At 60.5% G+C, this 19,170-nt stretch carries 18 protein-coding genes and 1 tRNA gene; 2 read left to right on the top strand and 17 right to left on the bottom strand.

Going from position 1 to position 19,170, the window contains the following annotated elements:
- Window positions 1-50: 50 nt before the first annotated feature.
- The 3 genes from ACA057_RS00855 to gabD form a co-directional block, all read right to left on the bottom strand.
- Window positions 51-1,265 (bottom strand): HDOD domain-containing protein, encoded by a 1,215-nt coding sequence (locus ACA057_RS00855; protein ID WP_497345220.1) that lies wholly within the window; start codon window positions 1,263-1,265, stop codon window positions 51-53.
- 142 nt (window positions 1,266-1,407) lie between these two features.
- On the bottom strand, window positions 1,408-2,685 hold the full coding sequence (gene gabT, locus ACA057_RS00850) for a 4-aminobutyrate--2-oxoglutarate transaminase (RefSeq protein WP_134419251.1): 1,278 nt from the start codon (window positions 2,683-2,685) through the stop codon (window positions 1,408-1,410).
- A gap of 185 nt (window positions 2,686-2,870) precedes the next feature.
- Complete coding sequence (gabD, locus tag ACA057_RS00845; RefSeq protein ID WP_008148203.1) at window positions 2,871-4,313, bottom strand: NADP-dependent succinate-semialdehyde dehydrogenase; 1,443 nt, start codon at window positions 4,311-4,313, stop codon at window positions 2,871-2,873.
- A gap of 349 nt (window positions 4,314-4,662) precedes the next feature.
- On the opposite strand from gabD, the gene ACA057_RS00840 reads away from it, so the two are divergent.
- Window positions 4,663-4,739: transfer RNA gene (locus ACA057_RS00840), tRNA-Arg, on the top strand.
- Window positions 4,740-4,826: 87 nt separating this feature from the next.
- Here ACA057_RS00840 and ACA057_RS00835 read toward each other — a convergent pair.
- From ACA057_RS00835 to ACA057_RS00805, 7 genes are all read right to left on the bottom strand, one after another.
- Complete coding sequence (locus tag ACA057_RS00835; protein ID WP_497345217.1) at window positions 4,827-5,108, bottom strand: type II toxin-antitoxin system RelE/ParE family toxin; 282 nt, start codon at window positions 5,106-5,108, stop codon at window positions 4,827-4,829.
- A 20-nt stretch (window positions 5,109-5,128) separates the two neighbouring features.
- On the bottom strand, window positions 5,129-5,428 hold the full coding sequence (locus ACA057_RS00830) for a type II toxin-antitoxin system Phd/YefM family antitoxin (RefSeq protein WP_497345215.1): 300 nt from the start codon (window positions 5,426-5,428) through the stop codon (window positions 5,129-5,131).
- A 458-nt stretch (window positions 5,429-5,886) separates the two neighbouring features.
- Window positions 5,887-6,156: a hypothetical protein gene (locus ACA057_RS00825; protein ID WP_497345213.1), complete on the bottom strand. Its 270-nt coding sequence runs from the start codon at window positions 6,154-6,156 to the stop codon at window positions 5,887-5,889.
- 14 nt (window positions 6,157-6,170) lie between these two features.
- Window positions 6,171-6,800, bottom strand: a complete 630-nt coding sequence (locus ACA057_RS00820) for a hypothetical protein (protein ID WP_497345211.1) — start codon at window positions 6,798-6,800, stop codon at window positions 6,171-6,173.
- Window positions 6,797-7,363 carry an RNA polymerase sigma factor gene (locus tag ACA057_RS00815; RefSeq protein WP_497345209.1) on the bottom strand — a complete coding sequence of 189 codons (567 nt, stop codon included), beginning with the start codon at window positions 7,361-7,363 and terminating at the stop codon, window positions 6,797-6,799. The genes ACA057_RS00820 and ACA057_RS00815 overlap by 4 nt, the downstream gene beginning before the upstream one ends.
- Window position 7,364: 1 nt before the next feature.
- Complete coding sequence (locus tag ACA057_RS00810) at window positions 7,365-9,071, bottom strand: vWA domain-containing protein (protein WP_497345207.1); 1,707 nt, start codon at window positions 9,069-9,071, stop codon at window positions 7,365-7,367.
- An 87-nt stretch (window positions 9,072-9,158) separates the two neighbouring features.
- Window positions 9,159-9,719: a YbhB/YbcL family Raf kinase inhibitor-like protein gene (locus ACA057_RS00805; protein WP_497345205.1), complete on the bottom strand. Its 561-nt coding sequence runs from the start codon at window positions 9,717-9,719 to the stop codon at window positions 9,159-9,161.
- Window positions 9,720-9,858: 139 nt separating this feature from the next.
- Between ACA057_RS00805 and ACA057_RS00800 the strand changes: the two genes are divergently transcribed.
- Entirely contained in the window at window positions 9,859-11,382 is a 1,524-nt protein-coding gene (locus tag ACA057_RS00800; protein ID WP_497345203.1) for an FAD-dependent oxidoreductase, read from the top strand.
- 88 nt (window positions 11,383-11,470) lie between these two features.
- Here ACA057_RS00800 and ACA057_RS00795 read toward each other — a convergent pair whose 3' ends face one another.
- The 7 genes from ACA057_RS00795 to ACA057_RS00765 all read right to left on the bottom strand — a co-directional run bounded on the left by ACA057_RS00795 (window position 11,471) and on the right by ACA057_RS00765 (window position 19,010).
- On the bottom strand, window positions 11,471-12,976 hold the full coding sequence (locus ACA057_RS00795) for a YdgA family protein (protein WP_497345201.1): 1,506 nt from the start codon (window positions 12,974-12,976) through the stop codon (window positions 11,471-11,473).
- A gap of 283 nt (window positions 12,977-13,259) precedes the next feature.
- Window positions 13,260-13,895 carry an NADH:ubiquinone oxidoreductase subunit N gene (locus ACA057_RS00790; RefSeq protein ID WP_497345199.1) on the bottom strand — a complete coding sequence of 212 codons (636 nt, stop codon included), beginning with the start codon at window positions 13,893-13,895 and terminating at the stop codon, window positions 13,260-13,262.
- Window positions 13,896-13,977: 82 nt separating this feature from the next.
- Window positions 13,978-15,426 (bottom strand): efflux transporter outer membrane subunit, encoded by a 1,449-nt coding sequence (locus ACA057_RS00785; protein WP_497345197.1) that lies wholly within the window; start codon window positions 15,424-15,426, stop codon window positions 13,978-13,980.
- Window positions 15,423-16,310, bottom strand: a complete 888-nt coding sequence (locus tag ACA057_RS00780; RefSeq protein WP_497345195.1) for an efflux RND transporter periplasmic adaptor subunit — start codon at window positions 16,308-16,310, stop codon at window positions 15,423-15,425. Before ACA057_RS00780 ends, ACA057_RS00785 begins: the two co-directional genes overlap by 4 nt.
- Window positions 16,307-16,516, bottom strand: coding sequence for a DUF1656 domain-containing protein (locus ACA057_RS00775; protein WP_150746427.1), 210 nt, complete (start codon window positions 16,514-16,516; stop codon window positions 16,307-16,309). The genes ACA057_RS00780 and ACA057_RS00775 overlap by 4 nt, the downstream gene beginning before the upstream one ends.
- On the bottom strand, window positions 16,513-18,585 hold the full coding sequence (locus tag ACA057_RS00770; protein WP_497345193.1) for an FUSC family protein: 2,073 nt from the start codon (window positions 18,583-18,585) through the stop codon (window positions 16,513-16,515). The genes ACA057_RS00775 and ACA057_RS00770 overlap by 4 nt, the downstream gene beginning before the upstream one ends.
- Entirely contained in the window at window positions 18,582-19,010 is a 429-nt protein-coding gene (locus ACA057_RS00765) for a MarR family winged helix-turn-helix transcriptional regulator (protein WP_497345191.1), read from the bottom strand. The genes ACA057_RS00770 and ACA057_RS00765 overlap by 4 nt, the downstream gene beginning before the upstream one ends.
- Window positions 19,011-19,170: the final 160 nt, after the last annotated feature.

Below are 19,170 nucleotides of genomic sequence, written 5' to 3'. Positions count from 1 at the left end.
ATACGCCGCCTTCGCGGGCAAGCCTCGCTCCTACAGGTTTTGCGTGAAGACTACTTTTTGCGCAAACGCATCAACTCCGGCAAGCCGATCTTGAGCAACCGCGCCGTTCGGCTCTTCGCCAAATCCTCAATGCCTTCATGCTCGGTCAGCCGCGCCATGTGCGCAGCCATGTTCATCACCAGCGCTTCACGGGAGTAAACCCCGCCACCGAGATGGTAGACGGCGGCAATCAGCTCTCGCAGCTCCAGCGGCAAACGCCAGCGGGTGCGAAGTGCTGAACCATAGGCCGCGCCGAATTGGGCCAGGGCATCGCCGACCTCTTCCCATTCATCCAGCTCACCGCCGGCCTGTTTCCATTCCTGCAAACACCGCAACAACGCCAAGTCGCCCAGGCGATGCAGCATGCCGGCGCAATAGCAGCGCTCCTGGTCCAGATCAAGCAAGCGCGCCAGCGTCCGCGCGTATTCGGCGGTGTGCAGCGACAGGTCCCAGTAACGCTCGGCGTAGTCTGCCAGGAATGGATCGCTGAGCCGGGCACTGCGTTTGAGCGCCAGCCCCAGAATCAGGTTCATGCTTTGTCCGGTACCGAGACGATGCAATGCCTGGGACAAGGTCTGAGCCGTGGCGCCCAAATGATGAGCCGCGCTATTGGCGGCGGCGATCAACACGGCAGTGACCTGCGGATCAATGCGGATCTCGTCTTCCAGCGTCGCTAAATCAAGACCATTAGGATTGAGGCTGCGTTTGACCGCCGACTCCACGTCGGTCATCAGCGGTGCGCCGTCCGCCAGTTCTCGACGCCGTTCCAGGTACACCGACAAGGTCATGCCCGGTGCCAGTGACGGCGCCTCGCACGACACCTCTTCACCGGCGTTCAGCAGCAACTCCTGCAGGCGGTGAGTCAGGCTTTCAATGTTCAGGGGTTTGGTCAGGTAGGCGCTGGGCGCCATAGGCAAGACTTCGCGAACGCTGGCGCTGTCGTTGCGGTTGCTCATCAGAATGAACGGCAGCGGCGGATTGCGTTTGCGCTGACGGACACTGCGCAAGACATTCAAGCCATCGACGCCGGGCAACTCCCAGTCAACGATCACCAGGTCGTACGGATGCTCCGCCAACAAGTCCAGCGCCTCCTGGCCATCGGCACACAGGTCCAGCCGCGCGTCACAGCGCACACTCAACAGCACCTGCTTGAGCAAGTCGCGAGACCACGGGTCGGCCTCGGCAATCAGCACACGCGGTACAGCAGGTAAAACCACAGCAGTCATCTGCACCCTCCATTGGCAATGCTTTGCACCTTAGTCCAATGCTGGCCATTCGAAACAGTGGGGTGGGTTCCGGGGACACAAAAAAACCCGCCGAAGCGGGTTTATTTGTCGATCAAGTCACAAATCGATCAGCGCCTGGAGATCACAGCTCCGAGAAGCACTCTTCGATGATGGCCAGGCCTTTGTCCAGTTGCTCGTCCGGCGAAGTCAGCGGTACCAGGACGCGCAGAACGTTACCGTAAGTGCCGCAAGACAGCAGGATCAAGCCCTTGTCGCGCGCCTTGGCCACAACGGCGGCCACTGCAGGAGCGTTTGGCTTGTGGCTGTCGCCGTCAACGAACAGCTCGACCGCGATCATCGCGCCCAGGGCACGGACTTCGCCGATCACCGGGTACTTGGCTTGAATCGCTTTCAGGCCAGTCACCAGACGCTCGCCGACAGCCTTGCAGCGGTCCAGCAGGTGTTCTTCTTCGAACACTTCCATCACGGCCAGGGCCGCGGCGCAAGCGATCGGGCTACCGGCGTAGGTACCGCCCAGGCCGCCTGGAGCAATGGCGTCCATGTATTCGGCCTTGCCGCACACACCGGCCAACGGGAAGCCGCCAGCGATGGATTTGGCGAAGGTGGTCAGGTCGGCAGCAACGCCCATCTGTTCCATGGCGAAGAAAGTGCCGGTACGGCCAGCGCCAGTCTGTACTTCGTCAGCGATCAGCAGGATGCCGTGCTGGTCGCACAGTGCACGCAGACGTTTCATGAACTCTTTCGGAGCGACGTAGAAACCGCCTTCGCCCTGAACCGGCTCGATGATGATGGCAGCGATGTCACGCGGCTCGGCGTCGTTCTTGAAGATGCGTTCGATGCTGGCGATCGAATCGTCGATGCTCACACCGTGCAGTTCGTTCGGGTACAGCGCGCGGAAGATGCCGCCTGGCATCAGGCCCATGCCGGCCGAGTACGGCACGACTTTACCGGTCAGGCCCAGGGTCATCATGGTACGACCGTGGTAGGCGCCGGTGAACGCGATCACGCCGGCACGGCCAGTCGCGGCACGAGCGATTTTCACGGCATTTTCAACGGCTTCGGAACCGGTAGTCACCAGCAGGGTTTTCTTGGCGAAATCACCAGGAACCTTGGCGTTGATTTTTTCGCACAGTTCTACGTACGGTTCGTAAGCCAGTACCTGGAAGCAGGTGTGGGTCAGTTTGTTCAGCTGCGCGGTCACGGCGGCGATGATTTTCGGGTGCAGGTGACCGGTGTTCAGTACGGCGATACCGCCGGCGAAGTCGATGAACTCACGACCTTCAACGTCGGTCACGGTGGCGTTCTTCGCGGACTCGGCGAAGATCGGGTGAATCTGGCCAACACCGCGTGGTACAGCGGCTTCGCGGCGTTTCATCAGGGATGCGTTAGTCTTGCTCATAAAGTCCTCATTCACCGCTCATCGGGCGGCGTGGTTCAAGGAAAATGCGGCGGGGAGGCAACTACGGCAGCATGCGATGATCGACTGCCACAGCTTTCCCGGCCACAGAGAAAATTCCGTTTGAAGCGCAGAAAGGGACAGCGCTCTCGTGCCCTTTCCGCTTGAAGCAATGCCTGTTGCCGAGCTTAGATGCCCAGGCAGAGGTATTTGATTTCCAGGTAATCTTCGATGCCGTACTTGGAGCCTTCACGGCCCAGGCCCGAGGCCTTGATGCCGCCAAACGGCGCGACTTCGTTGGAGATCAGCCCGGTGTTGACGCCAACCATGCCGTATTCCAGGGCTTCTGCCACACGGAACACACGGCCCAGGTCGCGAGCATAGAAGTACGAGGCCAGACCGAACTCGGTGTCGTTGGACATCGCGATCACTTCGGCTTCATCTTTGAAGCGGAACAGCGGCGCCAATGGACCGAAGGTTTCTTCCTTGGCGACGGCAGCGTTTTTCGGCACGTTGGTCAGGATGGTCGGCTCGAAGAAGTTGCCTTCCATCACCTTGCCGCCGGCCAGAACGGTGGCGCCTTTGCTGATCGCGTCAGCAATGTGCTCTTGAACCTTGGCCACGGCTTTTTCGTCGATCAGCGGGCCAGTGGTGGTGCCTTCTTCCAGACCGTTGCCGATCTTGAGTTTGGCCACCGCCACTTTCAGCTTCTCGGCGAACGCGTCGTAGACCGAATCCTGAATGTACAGACGGTTGGCGCAGACGCAGGTCTGGCCGTTGTTGCGGTACTTGGAAATGATCGCGCCTTCGACGGCCTTATCCAGGTCCGCGTCGTCGAACACGATGAACGGCGCGTTGCCGCCCAGTTCCAGGGAGACTTTCTTGATGTCCTTGGCGCATTCGGCCATCAGCTGACGACCGATTTCGGTCGAGCCCGTGAAGGACAATTTACGCACGATCGGGTTGCTGGTCAGCTCGCTGCCGATGTCGCCGGCGCTGCCGGACACAACGCTGAACACGCCCGCAGGAATGCCGGCACGCTGGGCCAGCTCGGCCAACGCGAACGCGGAGAACGGGGTTTGCGAAGCAGGCTTGAGCACCATGGTGCAACCGGCGGCCAGCGCTGGACCAGCCTTACGGGTGATCATTGCAGCCGGGAAGTTCCACGGGGTGATTGCAGCGGTCACGCCGATGGGCTGCTTGATCACGATCAGGCGCTTGTCTGGCTGGTGGCCCGGAATCACGTCACCGTAGACGCGCTTGGCTTCTTCGGCGAACCACTCGATAAAGGAAGCGGCGTAAACGATTTCGCCCTTGGCTTCGGCCAATGGCTTGCCTTGCTCGAGGGTCATCAGGCGAGCCAGGTCGTCCTGGTTCTCGATGATCAGTTCGAACCAGCGACGCAGCTTGTTCGCACGGTCCTTGGCGGTCAGTGCACGCCAGGCCGGCAGCGCTTTGTCAGCGGCTTCGATGGCACGACGGGTTTCGGCAGCACCCATTTTCGGTACGGTGCCCAGAATTTCGCCCGTTGCCGGGTTGTTGACCTTGATCGTCTGACCATTGTCCGCATCGACCCAAGCGCCATCGATAAAGGCTTGCTGGCGGAACAACTGGGTGTCTTTAAGCTGCATGTCGGCTTTCCTTAACAGCACCGCGGCCAGCGCGGAGCGAATTATGATTGTAGAAAGGCGCCTCAAAGGCTGCCGTCAGGGAAATCATTCACCGGGCTGAAGCACATAAATAGCGCACGGATTGGACTCGTGCGGTTCAGCACCCAGACAAGAGCGTTTGAAATCTCAAACGAATCCTAGGATCAAAGGGGGTAAAGGACAATAGCCTGTTCGAAAAAAAGAACGAAAACGCCGCATTTGCCCAAATTTTCTGATCAACGTAGCAAACGCAAGTTACGCTTTGGAAAAACACAGACGATTCAGCAGCATGGACGCCCGCAACGCATATGAGTATCATGGCGCCCGCATTGCACCAGTAGCTCAGCTGGATAGAGTACTGCCCTCCGAAGGCAGTGGTCGTGGGTTCGAATCCCGCCTGGTGCACCATATAGTAGAAACGAGAAAGCCTCAGACCGTAGGGTCTGGGGCTTTTTTGTGGGTGCTAGGAAAGTTGGGGGCAACGGACGACACTCATTAATCCTTGAGGGATCCTTCGAATTGACGGCCAATGTCTCTAGCGCTATGCAACACCCGCTCAATCCGTATGTCGTTTTCGGCGAGGCAATAAAAAATCAGATACGAACCGTGATTTATTCTGCGCAAGCCTTTCGCGCAATCCTCTTGGGAAACGCCCAGAGAAGGCTGTTCAAGAAGCAGCTCACATTGGCTACGGAGTTCGCTAACAAAAGACTTGGCTCTTAACGGATTGTCCCTGGCAATGAAACGGGCAATTTGCTGCAAGTCGTCCCGCGCCATCGCTGTGAACGCCAATCGCCTCATCGACCATTTTGCTCGGTAGCGACGTCATCGATAATCGCATCCAGCTCCGCAAAAACCGTGTCCGCATCAATATCCGGGCGCGGATCATTTCTACTGGCAGAAATCGCCTCGCGTATCTCGGCAGCCTGCAGTCGATCAAGAAGCCTTTGATAAGCCGCCGGCGGTAAAAGATAGGCGGCTGGACGATTGTGATTCAGCACCGCCACCGGCTCTGACCCGGCCAGCTCAATCACAGTGCTTGGGCTGCGCTTGAGTTCTGTAATGCTGACTGAGCGGCTAGCGAGTAATTGCTCCATGAGCAGGCTCCAAGCACTGAAAAAGGTACCTGATAGTGTTCGATTTTCTATGAGACGGTCAATGCACATCTGACCAGCAACCACTTCGGCCAAAGAAATTTCGATACATCTCCACCCTTCTGTGACGTGCATTTTCGGGTTTAAGCATTGAGGGCCCATTAAATAGTCTGATTTTTCGACCGTCGCATTGGCCTCCAAGCACAGCGTTCAGCTATTGCAATCTCGATGCAACAGTCTCGGGCATCAGCGAAGTGGAAGTGCGCGGTAGCCTGTTTTCCGGCCCATCAAGAGGAGTGCTGACGCGGCTCCGGGATGGATACTACCTGCGCCTGGAAATAGGTTTCGACTGCGTGATCGAATGTGTCGCTCTTCATGCACGTATAAGCAACGTGATCGGAAGCCATCGAACCAAAAATTATGGGTCGTGCTAATACAAAAAAACCGCCGAAGCGGTTTTTTCATTCAGTCGTCCAATCAAACTCGTCGTACTCATCATCGTCTTCTTCGTCCTCGATCAACTCATCATCAAGCACGTCTTCCTCCAGAGCTTCTTCTGCCTGCTTCGCCAGCAGAAACTCCTTGCGACTCTCGGTCACTGCTCGCCGTAGTTCTTCGCCCTTCACCGGGCAGTTGAGCATTTGGGCGATGCGGTCGATTTTTTTTGCCACGGCATCCTCCAACGCATCGGCTATAGGCTGATAGTGCGCGCTTTCGGGCGTCGATGCCAAATGGGCGACCGTTGTTAACCTCCGTTTTTCTGCAATTCCTTGAGTCGGGCCGTGAGGTTTTGATCAGGGAAACGCTTGTGCAATGTCTTCAGCAGCGCATCGGCGGCTTTTGTCTGACCGGTATTTTGCAGGCGCAGCACTTCGTGCAATTGCTCATCCAGCGTTTTCGCCGGTGCTGCGGCACGTTTGCTGACCTTTGCTTCATCGGCCATTTCAGCGTTGATCGATTCGCTCTGCGCCGGGGCGGCAGAATCGGCCATTGGGGCCGCAGGGGCGGACATAGCGCCGGCCGGAGCGGACAGGGCGCGGGCAACTGAAGACGATTCCTGCGCGGCCTCTTTTTTGGCGACCGGTGCGGACGCTTTTGGCGCGGGGGCGAAGTCGTACGTCGGCGCCTGTTCCGGTGTGCGTTGTACCAGCGCGAGCATCAGTGCGACGCCGACGAGGCTCGCGAATGCGACTTGCCAACGGGGTTTCTGGCAGGCCCGGACCCAGCGTTGCCACAGGCTTGGCTTGCGAGTTGGGGCTTCGCGGTGCGCGGTGGCGAGGATGAAGGCGTCGAGATGGGCCGGTGGTTCGCCGGTCGCGTGTTCACGAAAGTGCTTCAGCACTTCGTCTTCCGGTGTAGGACGGGCGTCAGTCATGTCAGTACCTCCTCGGCCAGCAGCCGACGCAGTTTTTGCTGGGCGTAACGCAAGCGGCTTTTGACGGTTTCCAGCGGTGTTTCGGTGAGGGTGGCGATCTGCGGCAAGTCGAGATCGCCGTGAGCGCGCAGCAGGAACACCTCGCGCTGGTCGGTGGGCAAGGTTTGCAGGGCGGTTTCGAGGCGCTGGGTGTCGCGGCTCAGGCTCAGCAGTTGCGCCGGATCTGCCGCGTCATCGCTCAGGGCGTGGAGCTGTTCGTCATAGCTGTCGTGCAAGGGGTTGTGAATTCCGTGTTTGCGCCAGTGATCGATCAGGCGGTTGCGGGCGATCTGGTAAAGCCAGGTACGAAAATTCGCCCGGCCTTGTGGCTGACTGGCGCTGCGGATCAGGCTCAGCCAGGTCTCCTGATAAACCTCTTCGGCCAGTTCGGATTTGCCGCTGAGGCCCAGCAGGAATCGATAAAGTCCCTGGCGATGGCGGGCGTACAAGATTTCGAACGCCGGCCCGTCGCCCGAGCGATAGCGCGCCAGCAGCGACTCGTCGCTCAGTTCTGGAGCTGACATGTCAGTTGTAGCCTCCTTTAGGCGGCTTACTATTCGACGCGGTCGTGGTTCGCAGGCTCTGCGCCAACTCGACCAATTGCACGAACTCGGCGCGCAGACCGAATCGATCGTCACCCCGCGCACCGCGAGCCAACGCCTCGGTGTCCTCCAGGCTGAATTCTCCGGTATAACGCCCGTCCTTGAGCTGCTGTGAAAATGCTGCCACGGCCGCCGCAAATCGCAGGTCGTCACTGGCTTTTCCGACATCACTGCTCACAATAGGCCGTTCGATCAAGCGACTATTCCCACCTTCCGGCAACTGATATCTCACGCGCAGCATGGCCAATTCACCCATATTCCCGGAAACAACGGTTGCGGAATGGCCATAACGCAGCGGCTCCAACCAGCCCTTCTCTCCCTTGGGCACGATTTCGTACAACGCCGTGACCGTATGTCCTGCGCCGATTTCGCCAGCATCGACTTTGTCGTTGCTGAAATCCTCACGCTTCAACGCCCGATTCTCGTACCCCAACAACCGATATTCGCTGACTTGCGCCGGGTTGAACTCCACTTGCAGCTTGACGTTCTTCGCCACCACCGCAAGGGTCGAGCCGAGCTGATCCACCAGCACCTTGCGCGCCTCGCGTAGGTTGTCGATGTAGGCGTAGTTGCCGTCGCCTGCGTCCGCGAGTTGTTCCATCAGGTGTTCATTGTAGTTATCCACACCGAAACCCAGGGTGGTCAGGGAAACGCCGGTCTTGCGTTTATCCACAGCCATTTGCTTGAGGCTGTCGAAGTCGCTGATGCCGACGTTGAAGTCACCGTCGGTGGCCAGCAGGATGCGGTTGATGCCTTTGGCGATGAACGCCTGCTGCGCCATTTGATAAGCCAGCTCGATGCCCGACGCGCCGGCAGTCGAGCCGCCTGCGGTCAGGTGATCAATGGCGGTACGAATTTTCGCTTTTTCGCGTCCGGAAGTCGGCTCCAGCACCACACGCGAATCGCCGGCGTAGACCACCAACGAAACCCGGTCCTGCTCGCGCAATTGGTCGACCAGCAATTTCAGTGTGCTTTTGACCAGCGGCAAGCCTTCGCGCCGGTCCATGGAACCGGACACGTCCACCAGAAACACCAGGTTCGCCGGGACCAGTTCCGCGACCGCGCGGTCTGAAGCCTTGATGCCGATGCGCAACAATCGGGTGTGCGGGTTCCACGGCGACGGCGCCAGTTCCGTGGTCACGCCGAAGGGCGAGCCATCGGTGGGCAAGGCGTAACCGTAGGGAAAATAATTGACCATTTCTTCCAGCCGTACCGCGCCTTCGGGTGGCAGGCGGCCCTGATTGAGCAAGCGGCGGACATTGGCGTAGGAGCCGGTGTCGACGTCGGCGCTGAAGGTCGAGACCGGTGCTTCGGCCACGCTGTGGATCGGGTTATCCGTTAGCGCTTGATATTGCTCCCGCTGCTCGTCCTGATAGCCGGGCGCAGGGGCTTCAGACATCGGGGCATAGCCCGCCATCGGTGCCGGACGCACACTGCGTTTGGCCATCGAGGCGTCCGCCATGACCGCCTCGGTACGCACCAACGCCTCGGTCTTCATCTCGCCCTGAGCCGGAGGTGAAACCGAGGCGGAATCGGGCGTGGATGAAACGCCGCAACCGGCAACCGCCAGCAGCAACCCGGCGGCGAAACCCTGGGCGGCCGGGCGGAGGAAATGCAGAGGGAGGGACATGGGGGCTGACCTCAGGACGAAATTGATTCATTCATCCTCTGAGACGGACAGCCCTCCGGGTTCGGGTTAAATCCGCTGAAAAAATCTTCAGCGGTGATAACGCCGCACCACGCTGCTGTTTTTCAGCACGTGGCCTTGGATTTTTTCCAGCAGTTGCGCGCGCGTCAGGCCGGCGGGCAACGCCTCTGGCGCCAGGTCCAGGGCATACAGCTGAATAATGTAGTGGTGCGCACTGTCACCCACCGGAGGGCAAGGGCCGACGTACGTCAGGGTGCCTTTGCTGTTGGTGCCGCCGACACCTTCGAGGCCCGGTTTGGCGCCGACGCCGGCCGGGATCTGATGCGTTGTGGCTTTGATGCCGTAATGCACCCAGTGATCGACCCCTTGTCCTTTCTGGCCATCGGGGTCGTGCATGACAATGGCGTAACTGAGCGTGCCAGCGGGGCCGGTGTTCCAGTTCAATGCCGGCGAAACATTATGCCCGCCGCAACCCGGGGCATCGCTGGCGGCCACCGACGTGAACAGTCGGTCGTCCGAAACACCTGGGATGTTCAGGGTGAAACGCTCCTGGGCCTGCGCCGGAAATTGCACGCAAAAGGCGACTGCAACGGCCGCCAGCCAAGGGTTCAGAGAGGTCAATCGGGTCATACCGGAACACCTTTTGCGGGTAGGGCCGTCGTCGGCGTGCAAACTATAGCCGGACCGTTCGTGCGGTGGCAGTGGGAATTGGCTGAACCTCGAGATAAGCGCCAAACTCTTAACTGAAACGCCTGCCTGGAGAGCGATCATGGCACTGCACCGCGTCGCCCGTTTTGCCGATGTGTCCGAGCACCGAGGCCTGGAAGTTCAGATCGCGGACAGCAAAATCGTCTTGCTGCGGGTTGGCGATCAGTTACGCGCCTATCAGGGCGAATGCCCCCACGCCGGGGCGCCGTTGGCCGAGGGTGCGTTGTGTCATGGACGGCTGATCTGCCCTTGGCACAAGGCCGCGTATCGGATCGAGGATGGCGCGCTGTGTGAGCCGCCGTCTCTCGATAGCCTCAAGCGCTATCCGCTGGAAGTGCGCGATGACGAGGTGTGGGTCGACGATCAACCGCTCCCGGATCCCCACACCCCGCCGGCCGACGACCAGCGAACGTTTGTGATCGTCGGTGCCGGCGCCGCGGGCACGGCGGGTGCAGCGGCCTTGCGCGAGAAAGGCTTCGGTGGCCGCGTGGTGCTGATCGACCGTGAAGCCGAGGCCGGATACGACCGCACAGTCTTGAGTAAATTCGTGATCGGCGGGGAGATGCCGCCGGAAGAAATCCCGCCGTTGCGTGATGAAAGCTTTTACCGCGAGCAGCGGATCGAGCGAATAATCGGTGAAGTGACGCGCCTGGATGCCGAGAACCAGACACTGCAGCTGGCCGACGGTCAATCGCTGGACTACGACGCCGCACTGCTTGCCACTGGCGGCACACCCAAACCTCTGACGCTGCCCGGCGCCGACCTGCCGCAGGTGTTCGTGCTGCGTTCCAAGGTTCAAGCGCAGCAGATTCTGAACACGGCAAAACCCGGGCAACGGGCAGTGATCATCGGCGACAGTTTTATTGCTCTAGAGAGCGCTTCGTCCCTGCGTCAATACGGTCTGGAGGTCACCGTGCTCGCTCGCCATGCGGTGCCTTTCGCCAAGCAGTTCGGCGAAGCCGTCGGCAAGGCCATTCGCGCGCTGCACGAAGCCAACGGCGTGGTGTTTCATACGGAGGGCGAAGCTGCGCACATCGAAGGCACAACTCAGGTCGAAGCCGTGCGCCTGGACAACGGCCAACGGTTACCGGCGGACCTGGTGTTGGTTGGCATTGGCGTCAGCCCGGCAACCGCCGCGTTTACCGACCTGCCCATGGAACAGGACCAGTCGCTTGAGGTCGACGGCGGGATGCGCGTGACCGATGGGCTCTGGGCCGCCGGCGATATTGCGACCTTCCCGCTCAACGGCCAACCGCAACGCATCGAGCATTGGCGCCTGGCCCAGCAACAGGCGCGGATCGCAGCGGCGAACATGCTCAGCGGCGACGAGCATTACCTCGACGTGCCGTATTTCTGGACCTGGCATTTCGGCAAGAACTACGACTACCTCGGCCACGCGGATGCCTGGGATGAGGTCGAGTTCAAGGGCGACCCTGACCATCCACCCTTCATCGGCCTGTTCGGCAGGAACGGTGTGGTGGTGGCGGCGGTGGCCTGCGACGAAGAAAGGGCGATGGCGATGCTCGCGGAACGGATGAAACAGCCGCTGTCGGTGGACGAGGCCTGGCGTCTGGTTCGCGAGTGAACTGACCCGACGGCTCAAAATCCCAGACAGCAAAACGCCCGGCGCCTGCATTGCACAGAGGCCGGGCGTTGCGTTGTAAGCCTAGGTTTTACTGGACCTGTTCAGGGCCACTGAGTTTGCTCATCACGAAGCCGACAAATTGCTCAACGGTCATTTTCTGGCCGTTGAATTCCACCTGATTGTTGGCGTAATGCAGTTTGGTGACGATGTTGTTGCCATCCAGTTTTGCGAACTGTGTACCGACCGCCATGCCGCCAAACATATCGGCGGTGGCCGTGGCCTGCTCGGCGATGAGCTTGGCGTCGGTCTGACCGTCGACTTCACTCTGCACGGTGAACAGGTCGACGAGCATTGGCTTGGACACTTGCACATTGATGTCCAGCAGCGCGATCAGCTGTTGGGTCAACTGGTCTGGCGGCAGGTCCATGGATTGCGGTTTGGTCAGGTCGAGCACCAGATTGGCGCGGCTTTCGCCGTTGGCAGTTTTAAACGACAGGTTCTCCAGGGCGACCTGTGGGCCGGCGGCCAGCAGTTTCTCCAAGCCGGTTTTCACCTGCGCCTCTTCCTCTGGGGTCAAGACCAGCTCGGGTGCCGGTTGACCCGCAGCAGCAGCCTCGGCGGCGGCCCGCTCGTAGGGCTGCAGTTTGGTCTGGTAAACCTGCATCAGCGACATCGTTGCGGGGATGTCGAGGTTCTTCAGGCTCATGGCCATCTGCGCAGAACCGACCGTCTTGCCGTTCAAGGACACTTCGCCGACCTTGTAATCGGCACGCCCCGAAGCGCTGGTGCCCGACTCTTCGGTCTGGTTCTTCATTTCAAATTTCTTGACGCCCAGTACCAACTGCTTGGCGCCGAAGGTGGTCTTGCTGTCGGTCAGCTCAAGGGTGTTCTCGCCGGTGTAGTAACCGTAGGTACTTTTGGTCAGGTTGCTGGCCACGGTCAGGCCGGTCAGTTCGATCTTCACCGGCGTCTGATCTTCGGCAACCGTGCTCAGGGTCAGGCTGTCCATGTAACCGTTGGCCTTGACCTTCTGCGCTTGAGCGTTGGCGGCGACATCCAGGTTCAGCCCGGAAAATTTCAGGTTCGACTTGGCGTCCAGCGCCAAGTCCAGCGGCAGCAATTGCAGGGTGCCGTTGGTGGAATTGTCGTAACCGATGTTGACCACACCGGTGAGCGGCGATTTGTCCTTGGCGGCAGCGAACCACTTCTCGGTGATCGGGGTTTTTTCCAGCTCGTAGTGACTGGTGGCCAGGACCGGCAGCAATTTCAACGACGTCAGCCGCGAGAATGGCAGCGGGCCGTGTTCGATATGATCGACGAAGAGCAATTCGACGGGCGCCTCACCGAACATTTCGCCTTCACCCTTGAGACGGTAATGCGCGGTGCTGCTGAATACGCTGCGCTCCAGCGACACCAGTTCCAGCGACGCCGTGCCGTTGGAACCGACCAGCGCGGCTTGCAGCTCTTTGTTGGCGTCGGCGATCGAGGTGTTCAGCACACCTTCGAGTTTGGTGCCGGTGTACCAGGCACCACCGGCGCTGATTGCACCGATGGCAACGACGATTCCAAGAAGCACGCCTGCTGATTTATTCATGAATGACCCGATCAATGTCCGTTGTTGAAAGTGTGGTCGTCTTCCCTGAACCCTTGAGGGGGTTGCGGTTGCGACTGCGCTGAAAGTGCGGTGGAGATTAGCATCAGGCGCACGGCGCGACCCAATGATTAAAGGTTAAAGAGTGTCTATGGACCGTACGCAGGGGGTGAGAGTTTCAGCGGACACAAGATCGCCATCGCGGGCAAGCCCGCTCCCACAAGGATTACGCTAAACCTGTGGGAGCGGGCTTGCCCGCGATGGCGTCATTAAAGACGATATCAATTCAGGAATACTGCACTTCAATCTCATCAAGCTGATGATCAAAGCTTTTCAGCCGCGCGGTCCAGGTATACACCAGCACCTCGAAATCCCGGTTGATCACCGCCCCGCCCGTCACTTCCGCGCGCGGGTCGCAGAAGTCCAGTTGATAGCGTTCGCGGGCCATGGCCGTGGCGACATCGGAGAGTTCGCGGGCGTTGTTGAGCCAGTGGCGGCCGTCTTCGGCGATCTGCTTGTCCAGCTCCAGGCATTGCTTCTTGAGCGCTTCGAGGCTTTTTTCCAGTGGCGTGCCGGTCAGTTCGCCCATGACTTCCTGGAACGTGCGCCCCGGTTGCCAATAGCTGCCCCAGAAATACCGGTCAAACACCGTTTCGACGCGGCGCAAAGCCACTTTGGTGTCCCAGATCAGCACCAGGGTCTTGCCGCGTTCGCACTGTCTTTTCTTGACGCGCTGACCCTGGACCGTCGCCACCGCCACCACGACGATCGCCATCACGGCAATCAGTGCGGCGGCGCTGTCGAGAAACACCAGAGCCTTGTCGATCTGGTGGGCCAGCATGATGCCGTAGAAATAGGTGGCCGACAGCAGGACCAATGCCGTAATTGCGCACCAGAAGCCGGGAGCATAAGGGTTTTTCATTATTAGAGTCCCCATGACCAACGCGAGCCTTGATTGATGAGTTCGACGCGCGATCTCATCAAGTCAAAGCATAGCAACGGCCTCAGGGTTTGCCGGAGTTCGTGGCTTGCGTTCGTCCGCTTTCCCAGCCACCGCCCAGTGCCAGGAATAAATCGATCTGGCTCATGGCAACTTGCGTGTTGGCCGAGGCCAGTTGCGCCGTGACGTCGGTGTAGGTGCGGGTGGCTTGCAGGTCTGCCAGGAACGACGCGCGGCCCGCCTGGAAGAAGCGGTGGGTCTGGTCTGCCGCCAGTTGCGCCGATTGCTCGGCGTCGGCCAACGCATCGCGGCGCTGCAGCAACGCCGAGTATTGGGCCAGGCCGGTCTGGGTCTCGCGGATGGCGTTGAGCACCACGCCGTCGAAATGCGCCAATGCGCCCTGAGTCGTCGCTTCGGCCTCACGGATTCGAGCGCGGGAGCCGTTGGACGGCACGGTCCAGGTCAGCAATGGGCCGAAACCCCAGCGGTTGGTCGCCGGTTTGCCGAGGTTTTCCAGGATGCCGACGGTCCCGACGGTCGCGCCGATGCTGATGTCCGGGTACAACTCGCCGGTGGCGATGCCGATGCCGGCGGTCGCGGCGGCCAGTCGACGCTCGGCCTGACGGATGTCGGGGCGACGCTTGAGCAACGTCGCACCGTCACCCACCGGCAACAATTGGGCAATTTTCGGCAGCTCCGCGCAGTCGCTGGTGCCGGCCGGTAATTGGTCGACCGGTTTGGCCAACAGCATCGACAAGCGGAACAACCCGGCCTGACGCGCCGCTTCATAACGCGGCAGGTCGGCGCGCAAGGATTTGAATTGGGTTTGCGACCGCGTGACCTGGGTTTCATCGCCACGCCCGGCGTCGCGCAAGCGCTGGATCAGCGTGGTGCTCTGGGCTTGCAGATCAAGAGAATGTTCAGCGATTTCCCGTTCTTCGTTGGCCGCGCACACTTGGGTGTAAGCCCGGACCACGTCCGCCACCAAGGTGATACGTGCGGTATCCGCCGCCGCTTGCGTCGCATCGGCATTGGCCTTGGCCGCCTCGATGCCACGCTGCAACGTGCCGAACAGGTCGAACTGATACGAGGTGGTGATGCCTATATCGCCAACGTTGGCCACCGGCACTTTTTCCGGCAGCAAGAACGCTTCGCCGGACTCCTGCAAACGCTGGGCGCCGATCTTCACGCCGCCGCTCCAACCGCCCGCCGCCTGCGCTTCGTCGACCTGAGCGCGTGCCCGGGACAGGTTCGCCGCCGCCACGCGCAAGTCGGTGTTGGAGGCCATCGCCTGCTGAACCAACTGGTCGAGGCGCGGATCCTGATACAAGCGCCACCAATCGCTAGGCACCGGCGCGGAGACGACATTTTTGCCGTTCACCGCCAAGTCGCCCTGCAAATCTTCGCGGTGCACGGCGGCTTCGTCCGGCAGGTGATAATCCGGCCCGACCACCTGGCAGGCCGACAGCAGCAAGCCTAATCCGGCGACCGCCAAACCCGAGGCCCTGCTCATTTCGCCGGCTCCTGCTGGTGGTCATCCATAATGGAAACCGTCGCCGTGCGCCCGGCAATCATGCGGAAATCCGCCGGTACGTCGTCGAAGGCGATCCGCACCGGAATCCGCTGGGCCAGCCGTACCCAACTGAACGCCGGATTGACGTTGGGCAGCAGGTTGCTGCCGCTGCTGCGGTCGCGGTCTTCGATGCCGGCGACGATGCTTTCCACGTGGCCGCGCAGCCGCGCGCGGTCGCCGATCACCCGGATGTCGACGCTCTGGCCGACATGAATGCCGTCCAGTTTGGTTTCTTCGAAATAGCCGTCGATGTGGAACGAATTGCTGTCCACCACCGACAACACCGGCCGCCCGGCCGAGACGAATTCCTGGTTACGCGGCGCGCGGTCGTTGACGTAGCCGTCCACCGGGCTGCGGATGGTCGAGCGGTCGAGGTTCAGCTGAGCGCTGTCCACCGCCACCTGGGCTTCCATCAGCGCTACCTCGGCGCGGGCAACCCGGGACTGGCTTTCTTCCAGTTGCTCGCCCGGCACCAGATTGCCCAGGCCACGGTTACGCTTGGCTTCGCGCTGCGCCTGAGCCAGGGTTTCCTGACGGTCGGCGACGGCCGCTTTCGCTTGGCGCAGGGCCAGTTTGAAACGGTCCTGGTCGATGCTGAACAGCACCTGGCCGCGCTTCACTAACTGGTTATCACGCACTTCCACGTGCTGGATCAGCCCGGACACGTCCGGCGCGATCTGCACGATGTCGGCACGAATGTGCCCGTCCCGGGTCCAGGGCGCGAACATGTAATACATCACCATGCGCCAGACCACGACAACGGCGAAGGTCACGATCAGCAGGGTCAGGACCACGCGGCCGATGGTCAAAAAAGGTTTTTTCATGTCATCAGGTATCGACTGAGTGAGTCCACAGCGCCGAGCAGCAAAGCGTAGAGAGCCACGTTGAACAATGCCCGGTGCCAGACCAGACGGTAAAAGTGCAGGCGCGTGAGCAACCCGTGCACCAGCAGGTACAACACATACGTAATGCCCATCAGCACCAGCAGCGTGGGCAGGAACACCCCGCTGATATCCAGATCACCGATCATAAAGGCGCTCCATCGATGCCATGGGGCAGCGGTTCTTCAAGGTCACCCGTGCCGAGGAATTCCACCCCCGGCAACAGCGACAGACGCAGGCCACTCAAGGCGTGCAGCAAATGCAGGCGCGCGCCGTCGTCGCACTCGCGGTTCAGCGCGCGACGCGCACGGTCCATGGTCATCAGCAACGGACTAGGTGCCGGTAAACGCTCGCCAGCCTTGAGGCAGGCTTTGAAATAGTCGCCGACTTCGGCCACCACTTGATGCAACAAGGCTTGCGGAACGCCCAACACTCGCGGCGTATAAGCGAGCAAATCCAGCAGGTTCAGCGCCGTGCGGACTTCGCGCAGCGCAACGCCAGTGTCCTGGCCGGTGATGGCCAGGCGCGGCAAGTGCTGCATCAGGCGGTCAAGCATCTGCACGCCCAGGTGTCGGTGTTCGGACAGGGTGGCCGGTTCGGTGAGGCTGACAATGTCGCGCCAGCTAAACCGGGTCAGACGCTTGGCCGCCAGTTCCGCACCGAACGGCCGGGCGATCAGGGTCCAGACAAACGCGAACAGCAACCCGACGGGGCCAGCCAGGTTGGAGTTCACGAAACTGAGGAAATCCGCGTCGTAGGCGCCCTGAATGCTGATGAATGACGAGGTGTTGACCAGGGTCAGCAGCATGCCCAGGTAAAACTGCGGCTTGACCGTCAGGGTGCCGACGCAAATGAACGGCACCGCGAACGCCAGCACCAGCATCGGGAAGTCATGCAGGTTCGGCAGGATCAGAAACAGGTAGAGACTGGCGAACAACACCGACATCGCCGTCCAGAAAAAGAACCGGTAAATCTGCGGCGCCGGGTCGTCCATCGAGGCGAAGAAACTGCACGCCACCGCCGCCAGAATCACTGCGGCGCCACCGTCAGTCCAGCCGAGCAGAATCCACAGCACCGAGGCGACGATGATCGCAGTGACCGTGGACGCCGCCGAATAGAGCATCAACCCACGGTCAAGGAACGGTGACAACCGACCGAGCCGCCAGTGCCGATACACCGCCCGCCAACTGTCCTGGCTTTCACACTGGATGGCGTATTGCAGGCTGCGGCAGTCCTGCCACACATCGATCCACTCGCCGAGGCGATACAGTGCGTTGGAAAACAGCAGTTGCTTGCGATCGTCCAGCGCCTCGGCACTCGGTTGCAGGGCGTCGAGCTGATCTTTCAGTGCCTGCCAGCGCTCGATGTCGGCATCGGTGTGTTGGAGCCATTCACGGGTTGCAGTCAGCAGCGGCGCGAACCTGGCCACAAGTTCCGGCGTGCGTCGTTCAAGGGCGTAGAGCGCATCGTCGAGGGCGTCGATCACCGGCAACAGGTGAATCATGCGGCCGCGCAATTCCTTGGTGTTGCGCACGGTTTGTGGCCGCGCACCTTCGTGGGGCAGCTGGCCGATCATCAATTCCAGGGTGTTGAACGTCGCGACCATCGACGACCGCAACGCACTGACTTCATCCGGCTGCACGTTGCGACTGAGAAACCGCAGGCTATAGGTCGACGCATCGGCAAACCATTTGTTCACCGAATCATTGAAGACTGGCGCCAGCCGCCGGGGCCAGAACATCGCGCCGACCACCGCCGCCACGGCGATGCCGAGGAAGATTTCTTCAGTCCGTGCTTCGGCGATGTCCCACACCGCCAACGGGTTATCCACCACCGGCAGGGCAATCAGCGGCAAGGTGTACCCGGCGAGCATCAGCGCGTAATTGTTGGCGGTGCGCAGGTGCATTGAGAGGAACAGCAACGTCCCGGTCCACAACGCAATCACCACCACCAGCACATAGGGGCTCTGGACAAACATCGGCACGAAAAAAACCGCCGCCGCCGCACCGAGCAAAGTGCCGACAGCGCGGTACAACGCCTTGGAACTGGTCGGGCCGACAAACGGGCTGGAAACGATGTAGACCGTGGCCATAGCCCAATAGGGCCGGGGCATTTGCATGAGCATGGCGATGTACAACGCGATCATCGATGCCGCGAACGTGCGCACACCGTAGAACCAGTCCCGCGCCGGGGGCATGCCGGTAAAAAATCCGTTCAAGGATGGGCCACCGGCAAGTGATTGGCCGCTTCAAAAGCTCTCAGTACCCGCAGCGCCGCTTCCAGATCATCCTGGTCAATGCCTTCGAGCACTTCATGACGCAAGCGCACCAGCTCGATCTCGACGGCTTGCACCAATTCACGACCGGCCTCGGTCAGGCTCAGGCATTTGGCGCGTCGGTCATGGACGTCTTCGGTGCGACGGACGTAACCGGCATGACACAGCTGATCCAGCAGTCGCACCAACGACGGACTCTCCATCCCCGCCGCCTGCGCCACCGTCACCTGCCGCACACCCTCGCCCAAGCGCCCGATCATCAACAACGGAACGGCGCAGGCTTCGGAAATTCCATAGTTGACCAGCGTGGTCTGGCAGATCTTCCGCCAATGCCGGGCGGCCACCACCATGGAGCTGCTGATGTTCATCTGGAGAGCGTCGAGGTTCTTCGGCACGGGAGGAATGCACACACTGTTAGTTTGCTAACTATCAATATCGCATTGCAGGGGATTTTCAGTCAAGTTTTGAAACAAATTGGCAGCCATCCGTCGCGGGTGCCAGCAGCAGCACAGGATCGTGCAGATAGAT

The sequence above is a fragment of the Pseudomonas sp. LBUM1661 genome, assembly GCF_059695925.1.
The sequence above is the reverse complement of the archived record's forward strand: the minus strand, read 5'-3'. Positions and strand labels throughout refer to the sequence as shown.